General features: G+C 65.5%; 8 protein-coding genes. 5 read left to right on the top strand and 3 right to left on the bottom strand.

The window, feature by feature from the left end; translation table 11 throughout:
* Window positions 1-72 precede the first annotated feature (72 nt).
* The 3 genes from tuf (at window position 73) to CH278_RS19890 (ending at window position 5,358) form a co-directional block, all read left to right on the top strand.
* Window positions 73-1,263 (top strand): elongation factor Tu, encoded by a 1,191-nt coding sequence (tuf, locus tag CH278_RS19900; protein WP_032365471.1) that lies wholly within the window; start codon window positions 73-75, stop codon window positions 1,261-1,263.
* A gap of 262 nt (window positions 1,264-1,525) precedes the next feature.
* Window positions 1,526-2,836 (top strand): 3' terminal RNA ribose 2'-O-methyltransferase Hen1, encoded by a 1,311-nt coding sequence (locus CH278_RS19895; RefSeq protein ID WP_256991896.1) that lies wholly within the window; start codon window positions 1,526-1,528, stop codon window positions 2,834-2,836.
* On the top strand, window positions 2,833-5,358 hold the full coding sequence (locus CH278_RS19890) for a polynucleotide kinase-phosphatase (RefSeq protein ID WP_094622691.1): 2,526 nt from the start codon (window positions 2,833-2,835) through the stop codon (window positions 5,356-5,358). The genes CH278_RS19895 and CH278_RS19890 overlap by 4 nt, the downstream gene beginning before the upstream one ends.
* Before the next feature lie 70 nt (window positions 5,359-5,428).
* Here the strand turns inward: CH278_RS19890 and CH278_RS19885 are convergent, their stop codons facing one another.
* Genes CH278_RS19885 through CH278_RS19875 form a run of 3 tightly spaced genes read right to left on the bottom strand, consistent with a single transcriptional unit; the run spans window position 5,429 to window position 7,322 of the window.
* On the bottom strand, window positions 5,429-5,818 hold the full coding sequence (locus CH278_RS19885) for a hypothetical protein (protein WP_094622690.1): 390 nt from the start codon (window positions 5,816-5,818) through the stop codon (window positions 5,429-5,431).
* A gap of 20 nt (window positions 5,819-5,838) precedes the next feature.
* A complete protein-coding gene (locus CH278_RS19880; RefSeq protein ID WP_094622689.1) occupies window positions 5,839-6,390 on the bottom strand; it encodes a hypothetical protein in 552 nt (183 codons plus the stop codon).
* Window positions 6,390-7,322, bottom strand: a complete 933-nt coding sequence (locus CH278_RS19875) for a DUF6286 domain-containing Asp23/Gls24 family envelope stress response protein (RefSeq protein ID WP_179274515.1) — start codon at window positions 7,320-7,322, stop codon at window positions 6,390-6,392. The genes CH278_RS19880 and CH278_RS19875 overlap by 1 nt, the downstream gene beginning before the upstream one ends.
* 136 nt (window positions 7,323-7,458) lie before the next feature.
* On the opposite strand from CH278_RS19875, the gene ilvA reads away from it, so the two are divergent.
* Window positions 7,459-8,622, top strand: a complete 1,164-nt coding sequence (gene ilvA, locus CH278_RS19870) for a threonine ammonia-lyase (protein ID WP_218828725.1) — start codon at window positions 7,459-7,461, stop codon at window positions 8,620-8,622.
* Window positions 8,623-8,696: 74 nt separating this feature from the next.
* Entirely contained in the window at window positions 8,697-11,828 is a 3,132-nt protein-coding gene (locus CH278_RS19865; RefSeq protein ID WP_094622687.1) for an arabinosyltransferase domain-containing protein, read from the top strand.
* Window positions 11,829-11,840: the final 12 nt, after the last annotated feature.

Here is an 11,840-nt window from a genome sequence, read left to right as displayed (position 1 = left end):
TGTAATAAGTAACAACACATACGCGTGCGTGCCCCGTCGGGGCCCGCACAGATCAGTCCAGGAGGACACACAGTGGCGAAGGCGAAGTTCGATCGGACGAAGCCGCACGTCAACATCGGCACCATCGGTCACGTTGACCACGGTAAGACGACGCTGACGGCTGCAATCACCAAGGTTCTGCACGACAAGTTCCCGGACCTGAACGAGGCCTCGGCTTTCGATCAGATCGACAAGGCTCCGGAGGAGAAGGCTCGTGGTATCACGATCAACATCTCCCACGTCGAGTACCAGACCGACAAGCGCCACTACGCGCACGTCGATGCACCGGGTCACGCCGACTACATCAAGAACATGATCACCGGCGCGGCACAGATGGACGGCGCAATCCTGGTCGTGGCAGCTACCGATGGCCCGATGCCGCAGACCCGCGAGCACGTGCTCCTGGCCCGCCAGGTCGGCGTGCCGTACATCCTGGTCGCACTGAACAAGGCCGACATGGTCGACGACGACGAGATCATCGAGCTCGTCGAGATGGAGGTCCGCGAGCTCCTCGCTTCGCAGGAGTTCGACGAGGACGCACCGGTCATCAAGGTCTCCGCACTCAAGGCACTCGAGGGTGACGAGAAGTGGGGCGAGTCGGTTCTGGAGCTCATGCAGGCCGTCGACGACTCGGTTCCGGACCCCGTCCGTGAGACCGACAAGCCGTTCCTCATGCCCGTCGAGGACGTCTTCACCATCACCGGTCGTGGCACCGTGGTCACCGGACGTATCGAGCGCGGCTCGGTCAACGTCAACGAAGAGGTCGAGATCGTCGGCATCCGCCCCGGCTCGACCAAGACCACCGTCACCGGCATCGAAATGTTCCGCAAGCTGCTCGACTCGGGTCAGGCAGGCGACAACGTCGGCCTCCTCGTTCGTGGCATCAAGCGCGAAGACGTCGAGCGTGGACAGGTCATCATCAAGCCCGGCACCACGACTCCCCACACGGAGTTCGAGGGCAACGCTTACATCCTGTCGAAGGACGAGGGCGGCCGCCACACGCCGTTCTTCAACAACTACCGCCCGCAGTTCTACTTCCGTACCACGGACGTTACGGGCGTTGTGACCCTCCCCGAGGGCACCGAGATGGTCATGCCCGGTGACAACACCGAGATGTCCGTCACGCTGATCCAGCCGGTCGCCATGGACGTCGGCCTGCGTTTCGCAATCCGTGAGGGCGGTCGTACCGTCGGAGCCGGTCGCGTCACGAAGATCATCAAGTGATCTAGCTTCACCCAGCTCTACTAAAGCGGCACCCACCTTCTGGTGGGTGCCGCTTTTGCGTGTGCACGCGACCTCCTCAATGTGCGGCCTCCCTTGTGTGGCCCTCCCGTTGGACGGCCCTCCCGTCGGGATCAATGTGGGTTTCAGTCGCTCAGACTGCAACAAAGTCGCATTGATCCGGCGGGTAGAGGGGAGTACACGACCGAAAAATGGGACGCATCGGACGCGGCTGTCCCGTAACGTCGCTGCGGTGCTACTGACCGTGACTGCAAATGCCACAACCGATTTCCCGGACGCCTCCGATATCGGGTATTTGTTGCACAAGCACCCCGATCGCGTACAGACTCGCAACCTGCCCATGGGCCAGACCACGGTGTTGTATCCCGAGGTCTCGGCAGAGCGGACAACCCTTGCAGTACTGCTCGACGCCACAGACGGCAAGAGTCCGGCTGCATCAGGGCTTGCTGTGGCGTTGTCTCGCCTGTTCAAGCAGACGCTGGCAGGCGTCTGTACCACAAGACCCGAATTGGTCTCTGCAGCAATCGATTTGATCGTCACGATGCCGGCCGCGCCGTCGCGCGGTGCGACTGATCTTGCGCCTCGGCTGTTCGGACCCCTCGGATGGAATGTAGAGACCACCCCGATCCCACTGGATTCGACGCAGCCGAACTGGGGCGACTCCGAATACGTGGATCTGGTACTCACCGGCACCTTCACTCTGTCGGCTGCGCTGCGGCACCTGTACGTACTGCTGCCAGTGCTCGACGACACCAAGCACTACTGGGTCGGTGAGGACGAGGCGGACAAACTCGTTCGGGCAGCAGGGGATTGGCTCGGTGATCATCCGGAGTCGGCGCTGATCGCCTCCCGATATCTGGCGCACCGTCGGGAGCTCGTCGAGTCCGCACTGGATCGTCTGGTCCCGGTTGCCCCCGAAGAGGTTGTCATCCCACGGGATCCGACGTTGGCCGAGCAGCGAGTACATGCGGTGCTGGCTGCACTCGGTGATGCCGGTGTGAAGTCGGTCGTCGACATGGGGTGCGGCGAGGGTCGCCTGTTGCGTGAGTTGCTTGCGCACAACACAATCGAGCGGATACTCGGTGCCGACGTGAGTGATCGTGCGCTGGCGAAGGCGCAGCGCAGGCTCCGGCTCGACGAGATGTCGGATCGGCAGCGTGGACGCATCGAACTGGTCCAGTCGTCGGCGACCTATCGCGACGTGCGGTTGCAGGGATTCGACGCGATGGTGCTCATGGAGGTCATCGAGCACATCGACCTCGAACGCCTTCCGGCGTTGGTGCGCTCGGTCTTTCGGGAGGCCGGTCCGAGGACGGTGCTCGTCACCACGCCCAACTCGGAATACAACGTGCTGTACCCGGGCCTCGACGCCGGGGCCTTTCGGCACGTCGATCACCGATTCGAGTTCACCCGTGCCCAATTCGAGCAGTGGGCGACGTCGGTGGCGGACGCACACGCCTACACGGTTCGCTTCGACCGCATCGGACCCGTCGACGACGTGCTCGGCAGCCCTACCCAGATCGCGCTATTCACCAGAGAGGAGCAGTCCCAGTGAGTACCTACGAGATTCCGGACCTGTCCCTCGTCGTCCTCGTCGGCATCAGTGGATCGGGGAAGTCCTCCTTCGCTGCAGACCGGTTCGGCCCGTACGAAACCGTGTCGAGTGATGCCTGTCGAGGGATGGTCAGCAACGACCCCAACCTGCAGAGCGCCACGAAGGACGCGTTCGCGCTCCTGGAATTTCTCGTCGCAACCAGGCTGCGGGCCGGTCTGCTCACCGTCGTCGACGCCACGAATGTGCAGCCGGCGGCTCGCAAGGCCCTGATCGCATTGGCCCGTGAGCACGATGTCCTGCCGGTTGCCGTGGTGCTCGACGTGCCGGAACCGGTCTGTGCACAGCGCAACGCCGAACGCGCCGACAGGACGTTCGGCCGAGATGTGCTGCGCCGTCAGCAGTCCCAGTTGCAGCGCTCGATGCGAGGGCTGTCCAAAGAAGGCTTTCGCTCGGTCCATGTCCTCGACGGCGTCGACGCGGTGGCGTCGGCGACGTTCGTTCGTACCCCGCTGCGGAGCGACCGACGGGAGCTTTCCGGGCCGTTCGATGTGATCGGCGACATTCACGGATGTCTGTCGGAGCTCGAAAGCCTGCTCACGACATTGGGTTACACGCTCGAGCGCGACGCAGACGGTAAGGCATTCGGAGCAACGCCGCCGGAGGGTCGAACTGCGGTGTTCGTCGGAGACTACGTCGATCGTGGGCCGAATTCGGTCGGCGTGCTGCGGCTCGTGATGGGGATGGTGGCAAACGGCGCAGCACTGGCAGTTCCGGGCAATCACGAGAACAAGCTCGTCAAGGCGCTGCGCGGTCGGAAGGTCACTGCCTCACACGGTTTGGCCGAGACACTCGAGCAGCTCGACGGCGAGACCGAGGAGTTCCGCCGCGACGTGCTCGAATTCTGTGATGGCCTCGTCGCACACCTGGTGCTCGACGGCGGAAAACTCGTCGTTGCGCACGCGGGGTTGATCGAGAAGTACCACAACCGGGCGTCGGGCCGGGTACGTAGCTTTGCCCTGTACGGCGACACCACCGGCGAGACCGACGAATTCGGGTTGCCGGTGCGGTATCCCTGGGCTCAGGACTATCGCGGGTCGGCGACTGTGCTGTACGGGCACACGCCGGTGCCGGAGGTGCAGTGGGAGAACAACACTGCGTGTCTGGACACGGGGTGCGTCTTCGGCGGCAAGTTGACGGCGCTGCGGTATCCGGAGCGTGAGGTCGTCTCGGTGCCGGCGGAGCAGGTCTGGTACGAGCCGACCCGGCCGCTGGGCGGGTTCGTGCGGGAGTCGTCCTCGCTGGATCTGTCGGACGTCATCGGACCGACCGGAGTGGAGACTGCGCTGCGTGGGCGTGTGTCGGTTCGTCCGGAGAATGCCGCGGGCGCATTGGAAGTGATGAGCCGGTTCGCCTTGGCTCCGCAGTGGCTGCACTACCTTCCGCCGACCATGGCACCGAGTCGTACCTCGGAACGAGAGGGCTATCTCGAGTACCCGACGGAGGCATTCGACGCGTATCGGGCGCTCGGTGCGTCGACGGTGATCTGCGAGGAGAAGCACATGGGCTCGCGGGTGGTCGTCGTGGTGTGCCGCGATGCCGACACCGCTCGGGCGAAGTTCGACGCTCCCGACGGTGTCCTCGGCGCCGCGTACACACGGACCGGTCGGCCGGTGTTCGACGAGACCGTGACCGGGGTGCTGATCGCCGGGGTGGCCGACGCTCTGGAGGGGGCCGGCGTGTGGGACGAATTGTCCTCGCACTGGCTGGTTCTCGACTGCGAACTGATGCCGTGGTCTGCCAAGGCGGAGGGCCTGATCAAGTCCGAGTATGCGGCACCTGCTGCCGTGTCCCGGGCGAACTTCGAGGCCGAGGAGTCGGTGCTCGCTCGGGCGGCCTCGCGCGGCCTGGCCGTGTCCGAACTGCAGGAACGGAACGTGAGTCGGCAGCGCAACCTCGCCGAGTTCACTGCTGCGTATCGGCGGTACAGCTGGCCGACGGATGGACTGGCAGGCGTCAGTCTTGCCCCGTTCCAGCTGCTGGCCTCCGACGCCGGCACGTATGCGGACCGCCCGCACGAATGGCACCTTGCACTGGCCGATCGACTGGTGGCCACTGCACCGAAGCTGTTCACGACGACGCGTCGAATCGAGGTCGATCTGTCGTCGTCGGATTCGGTTGCGGCAGGGGAGAGATGGTGGGAGGAGTTGACGGCACAGGGCGGTGAGGGCATGGTCGTCAAACCGGCGGCCAACATGCCGCGCGGAAAGATGCAGCCCGGCATGAAGGTTCGGGGCCGGGAGTACCTGCGACTGATCTACGGTGCGGACTACACCGACCCGAATCGTCTCACTGCACTGCGTAACCGAAACGTGGGACACAAGCAGTCGATGGCGCTACGCGAATACGCGCTCGGCATGGAGGCGTTGGACCGATCGGTGCGTGGTGAACCGTTGTATCGCATCCACCAGGCCGTGTTCGCGGTACTCGCACTGGAATCGGAGCCGGTGGACCCGCGGTTGTAGGTGCCTGCGGCAGTGGTGTGGCTATGCGCCATCTGGGGCACATATCCACACCACTGCGGCGAAGCCGCACTCAGGCCCGCGGCGACGAAAACGGAGTGATTCCGGCACCGATCGGTGCTGCAATTGCGGCGGTCACCGCTATCGATGCCCAGAAGGTGGTCGAGTCCAGCATCACGCCTCCGGCAAGTCCGCAGACCGCGACCACGATGCCGCATCCGATCAGCAGTGCTGATCCGACAGCGGCGTGGAGCAGGCCGGTTCGATCGGGGGTGCGACGGGCGTTGAGCCAGATCGTCGTCCCGGTCGTCGCGAACACCAGGGGGACGTAGAAGTAGAGGGAACTGTCACCGAGTTTCGAGGCGAACGCGGCAATCACCAGTACTGCTCCGAATGCCACCGGGACAGAGAGGGGCATTCCGCCGGACCATCGCTCGAATCTGCTACGCGTCGATGCCGTCATGGATCCACCGTAACGTGACGTCAGGTCCGTTTGTCGATGTGCAGTTGGACGCGTGTCGCCACGTCCGCGCCGCCCAGCGACCGCGCCACGAACGCGGCGCGGGACTCAGCTTCGGCGGTGAAGCCGACGACGTCGAAATCGGCTGCAACATAGACCGATACGGTGATGGTTGGCATACCTCGGTCGTCGATGGCAGTTCCCCTGGCCCGTCTGACGCCAGGGAACTGCGCCAACTCCGCGGCCACGCCCGACGCGATCGCACTCAGGTCCACATGCGCCGAGAAGTGTGGCTCCTCGATGACGCTCGCCGTTCCGGTCGTGCGTGGTGAGAAGTTGCCGATCAACAACACCAGCGCCGCGACGACGGCCACCGCGACGACGATTGCCAGAGTCGGTACCCACCAACCCTGCTGCGGCAGTTCGGCAATACGAGCACGCTCGAAGCGAGAGAGCGTCTCCCGTGCCCACGGAACGTCGTAGTGCCACGCAAGTGCGAAGCCTCCACCGGCGAGGAGAGTGGCTCCCGCGATCACGGCAACGACTCGATCCACTCCGGCGACAAAGGTTTTCACTACGACACCCGTGTCGGTTGCGACACCGAGTGCTGCACCGTCAGACGCCGCCCACCCGCGGCGACGGACAGTACCGGACCGAGGGCAGCGCGCACGGCAGCGTCGGCACTGTCCGGAGAAACAGCTCGATCTCGCTGCACCCGGACCTCGATCTTCCTGCGTGTGACGACGGTATGCGCGTCCACGACTCCGCGGGTGGACTGTGCTGCAGCACTGCACAATCGAGCGATGTCGGTCGGTGTGGCCCAGACGGTGGGTGTCGGGCCGCCCAATCCCGAATGAGTTCTCGTCCGAGGTTTGACGCCCGCAAAGACGAAGAGTGCACCGACGACGATCGATCCGATGGCGGGAGCGATCATCCACCCCTGCCAGTGCAGTTGCGAAACCCAGTGCACGGCATCGGCAATCCATGGGCTGCCGACGATGTGTCCCTGAGCGATGAAGAATTCGCGGCCGGCTACGAACGCCACGGCGAGGAGGGCGAACCCGAACACCAGCGCCACCGGCATCGCCGCGGGACCGGCCGTGGGTGGTCGAGGTGAAACCACCGCAGCAGCAACATCATCGGCGGCAACGTCGGGCCCGCGCGCCGAACGGTCCAGCGCGGTATCCGACACCAGCACGTTCACCCGATGCACGTGCACACCGGTCATCGTCGCCAGTGCGGCCTCGACGGTGCGGTGAACCGACTCGGTCACGTCGGTGATCTGCGAGGGCCAGCGCACTCCGATGTAGAGGTTGACCGAGACGGTGTCTTCTCCGAGGGTGACGTCGGCTCGGGGAAGTTCGCGGCCGGTCAAACGCGACATGCCGCCGGTGGTGCGGGTGACCCGAGGGTCCTTCGATGCCGCCGCGATGGCCGTTCTCGACAGCGCACGGTGTTTGATCTCCAGACTTCCGCGCGACTCGTCGTGGGCACTGTGGTGTTGCACTCCACAACTGTAGTGACGCGGTGCACCTCGGCCGGATCGGCGGCGCAATTCTTCCTGGCATACTGCGGTTGTGTCGGAAATCGTTCGGGTGACCACGTCGGATATTGCCTCGGCCGAGGCGTTGCTGGAGCCGGTCATGCGCCGGACGCCGGTGGTCGCGTCACGGATTCTGTCCGACCTGACCGGTCACGAGGTGCGCCTCAAATGCGAGAACCTGCAGCGCACCGGATCGTTCAAGCCGCGCGGGGCGTACAACCGGATCGCCAGGCTCGACGCCGACCAGCGAGCCCGAGGCGTGGTGGCGGCCAGCGCAGGCAACCACGCTCAAGGTGTCGCGTGGGCCGCGTCGCAGGTGGGGATCACCTCGACGGTGTTCATGCCGGTCGGAGTGTCGCTGCCCAAACTCGTCGCCACCAAGGCGTACGGCGCGACGGTTCATCTGGTGGGTAATACCGTCGACGAGGCTCTGACGTCGGCACGGGAATTCGCCGACCGTACCGGTGCCACGCTCATCCACCCGTTCGATCATCTCGATATCGTGGCCGGGCAGGCGACGCTCGGAACCGAACTGCTGCAGCAGATGCCGGACGTCGGCACCATCGTGATTCCCACCGGCGGCGGGGGACTGTTGGCGGGTGTCGCCGCTGCGGTGAAGCTGACGAGACCGGACGTCAGGGTTATCGGCGTGCAGGCCGAGGGCGCGGCCGCGTGGCCGGCGTCGTTGGAGGCGGGCCACCCGATCGCGCTGACGTCGATGTCGACGATGGCCGACGGCATCGCTGTCGGTCTCCCCGGATCGGTGCCGTTCGATCACGTGCAGGGCTGGGTCGACGACGTCGTCACCGTCAGTGAGGACGCGCTGTCCCGCGCCTTGGTGCTGTGCATCGAGCGAGCGAAGCTCATCGTCGAACCGGCGGGTGCCGCTGCGGTGGCAGCGCTCATGACGCACTCGGCCGAGGAATTGGGTCTGACGGGGTCGGTGTGCGCGGTGCTGTCGGGCGGAAACATCGATCCACTGCTACTCACTCATGTCATCACCCACGGGCTTCGGGCCGGTGGACGTTATCTGGCCGTGCGGGTGACGATTTCGGACAAGCCCGGCGGACTCACCGGCGTCCTGGGGGTCGTGCGCGACGCCGGTGCGAGTGTCGTCGACGTCGTGCATTCCCGCACCGGGGGACGTCTGGGTCTCGAGGAAGTCGACGTCATGTTGACCGTCGAGACACGCGGACCCGATCACCGCGGCACGGTTCTCGACGCCCTGGGCGCAGCGGGATATGCGGTGCAGGTCGAGAACTGACGGCCGGGTTCACACAGGTCGCACTGGTACCTTGATCAGCGACCTGGACCAGGACATCGGTGGGAGAAGTTTGCATGGCACGGCTCGTCGCGATCGTTTCCGCACTGGTGGGAATCCTGCTGACGATCTCGATACCGCTGTTGCCGATCGAACAACAACAGTCGTCGTTGACCTGGCCGCAGAGCGAGACCGTCGGCAATGTCGAGGCTCCGCTCGTCGGTTACACCCCGATCAGCGTCGACGCGACCGTCCCGTGTGCGGCCGCGGCTGATCTCTCCGACGGCGGCCTGTTGCTGTCCACCTCGCCCAAGGGATCGCCCGACGCCTATCGCTACGGTCTCGTCGCCGAGGTGACTGGCGGCGAGGCGTCGCAACTGAAAGTGACGCTGCGCGATTCGGTCCTGCTCGAGAAGCCGGTCTCGGAACTGAGCCCATCGACTGCGGGCGACTGCTCGCTGACGATCACCTCGAACGGCACCGCGACAACGGTCGGACTGACCGGTGACGACACCGTCTCCCGCGAGGGCGACGTGCGGCCCCAGCTGGTCGGAGTGTTCAGCGATCTGCAGGGCAACGTTCCCGGTCTGCAGCTGCAGGCCGAGCTGGACAGTAGGTTCTCGTCCACGCCGAGTGCGCTCAAGTGGTTCGCGATGATCGTCGGAGTGCTCGCCACGGGAATCTCGCTGGTGGCACTGCACCGCCTCGATCTGTCCGACGGCCGTCGCGCCCGCCGGTTCCTGCCGCGTCGCTGGTGGAGCTTCGGGCCGGCCGACGCGGTGGTGATCGGGACTCTGCTGGTGTGGCACGTCATCGGCGCGAACACCTCCGACGACGGCTATCAACTGGGCATGGCACGCACGGCCGATCACGCCGGGTACATGGCCAACTACTTCCGTTACTTCGGGGTGCCCGAAACACCGTTCGGCACACCGTTGTACGACATGTTCACCCTCCTCTCGCACGTCTCGACGGCCAGTGTGTGGATGCGGATCCCGACGTTGATCTGCGGCGTCGTCGTCTGGCTCGTCCTCAGTCGTGAGGTGATCCCGCGGTTCGGTGCCGCTGCCCGCGCGTCGAAAACTGCGCTGTGGACCGGCGGGCTGGTGATGCTGGCGTTCTGGTTGCCGTACAACAACGGTCTGCGCCCGGAGCCGTTCGTGGCTCTGGGCGTGTTGCTGACGTGGTGTTCGGTGGAGCGGTCCATCGCGACACGGCGGCTGCTGCCTGCGGCAGCGGCGATTCTGATCGCTGCGTTGACGGTCACGTGCGCGCCGTCGGGCTTCATCTGTTTCGCGCCACTGATTGCCGGTGCCCGGCCGGTGATTCAGATCGTCGTCGGCCGCGCCCGCGCGTTCGGCAGCACTACACTCGGCGCGGCAACACTGCTCGCCCCGCTGGTGGCGTCGGGCACCGTGGTACTCGTCTTCGCGTTCGGGAATCAGACCGTGGCCGGCATGCTCGAGATGCAGCGGGTGCACACTGCGGCCGGGCCGAGCCAGGCGTGGTTCGAGGAGTACCTGCGCTACCAGTGGCTGATGAACATGGACATCGACGGCTCGCTGGCGCGCCGCTTCGGGGTGTTCGTCATGGTCGTCTCGCTGATCGCGGTGGTGATCGCGATGCTGCGCAAGGGCGGCAAGATTCCCGGCACCGCCACCGGGCCCGCTCGACGCATCGTCGGCATCACCGTCGGGGCCATGGCGTTGATGATGATCACCCCCACCAAGTGGACGCATCACTTCGGCGTGTTCGCCGGGCTCGCGGCCTCGGTTGCGGTGCTCGCGGCCGTGGCAACCGGCGCAGCGGTGCTCCGTTCGCGGCGCAACCGGTTGCTGTTCGCGGCGGCCGTGTCGTTCCTGACGGCGGTCGCCTTCACCGGAACCAACGGCTACTGGTACGTCTCGGCGTGGGGAGTTCCGTTCTGGGACAAGCCGATTCTCGTGGCCGGTCTCGGCATCTCGACGATGTTCCTCGGCCTGACGGTACTGCTGTTGCTCGCCGCCGTGTGGTTCCATCTGCGTGCGCCGTACGTCCGCGCCGACAAGCCGATGGCGCGATGGTGGTCGGTGCAACCGATCGCCGTGGCCGCAGGTCTGATGGTGCTGCTGGCCGTGGCATCGATGGCCAAGGGCGCGGTGGCTCAGTGGCCGTCGTACTCGGTCGCGAAATCGAACCTGTCGGCGCTGGCCGGCAACACGTGTGGACTTGCGAACGACGTGCTGCTCGAGACGAACCCCAATGCCGATGTGCTGCAACCGGTCAGCGGCGACGCCTTCGCTGCTCTGGGGGCCGAGAACGACGGGTTCACCCCGGACGGGGTTGCGCGGGACCTCACCGCAGACAAGGAATCCTCGGCGTCGGGCACCTCGAACACCGTCGACACCGAGGATCAGCAACAGCCGACGTCGACCACCGGAGCCGGAACCGGGGGCAGTGCACTGCCGTACGGCCTCGACCCTGCGACCGTGCCGGTGCTGGGGTCGTTCGGATCGGACACTCCCGCCACCCTGACCACCGGCTGGTATGCGCTGCCCGCCGATCCCGGTCAGCTCGTCTCCGTCGCCGCGGCCGGACGCATCCGCTCGGTGAACTCCGACGGCATCGTCACCTACGGCCAGAACCTCGAACTCGAGTACGGAGTGGACGGCCGGGCGCAGGGGCGGGTGACGCCCATCGACATCGGCCCGACGCCGTCGTGGCGCAACCTGCGGGTGCCGATGGACCTGATTCCCGCCGGCAGCAACATGATTCGTTTGGTATTGAGTGACACCGACCGCGACCCCGACCAGTGGCTCGCGGTCACCCCGCCGCGGGTACCGCGTACCCAGACGTTGAACGAGGTCGTCGGGCGCGAGAATCCGGTGCTGCTGGACTGGGAGGTGGGCTTCAACTTTCCGTGTCAGCATCCGTTCGATCACCGACTCGGGGTTGCCGAAGTTCCGCAGTACCGGGTGTTGCCGGACCGCAGCGGTGCCGTCATCACCAACGCATGGCAGGACCATTTCGGCGGCGGCCCGCTCGGATGGATCGATGTCGTTGCCTCGGCCCGCACCATCCCGTCGTACCTGGACGGGGACTGGGATCGCGACTGGGGATCGATCGAGCAGTACACACCGTACGACCGATCGGCTGAGCCGGCGAAGATCACAGCCACCGAGATCCAGCGTTCCGGCCTGTGGACGCCCGGTCCCATCAAAACCGGTTAATCTCTACGCGTT

Source organism: Rhodococcus sp. 05-2254-5 (assembly GCF_002258575.1).
Taxonomy (GTDB): Bacteria; Actinomycetota; Actinomycetes; order Mycobacteriales; family Mycobacteriaceae; genus Rhodococcoides; species Rhodococcoides fascians.
This window is presented reverse-complemented; position numbering and strand designations above follow the sequence as displayed.

What these genes read in the sequence shown, in the direction of transcription:
- CH278_RS19885 (WP_094622690.1), bottom strand. Translation starts at nt 5,818, where the DNA reads ATGACGGCATCGACGCGTAGCAGATTCGAGCGATGGTCCGGCGGAATG.
- ilvA (WP_218828725.1), top strand. Translation starts at nt 7,459, where the DNA reads ATGCGCCGGACGCCGGTGGTCGCGTCACGGATTCTGTCCGACCTGACC.
- CH278_RS19865 (WP_094622687.1), top strand. Translation starts at nt 8,697, where the DNA reads ATGGCACGGCTCGTCGCGATCGTTTCCGCACTGGTGGGAATCCTGCTG.